At 67.0% G+C, this 294-nt stretch carries 1 pseudogene; it reads left to right on the forward strand.

From position 1 onward, the window contains the following. Positions 1–294: pseudogene (locus tag ACR9ZK_RS21815) on the forward strand (bifunctional glycosyltransferase/CDP-glycerol:glycerophosphate glycerophosphotransferase); the annotation flags it as partial.

Genomic DNA, 294 nt, shown 5'->3' on the forward strand with positions numbered 1-294 from the left:
GCCGACGGGTACGGCAGCAGGCTGGTCGCGCACGGGTCGCTGCGGTGGAAGCTGCTCATGATCAACGCCGCCCACCTCGTCTCCTCGCACATCGACGTGCCCGTCCAGCGCCCACCGGCGGTGGTCGCGCACCTTCCACACCCAAGGTGGAAGTTCACGTTCCTGCAGCACGGCGTCATCAAGGACGACCTGTCGCGTTGGCTCAACGAGAAGCAGGTCGACGTGTTCGTGACGTCGACGCCGGGGGAGTACGAGTCCATCGCGGGCGAGGGGTCGCCGTACGTGTTCACCGAC

The sequence above is a fragment of the Monashia sp. HAY1-5C genome (assembly GCF_056755255.1).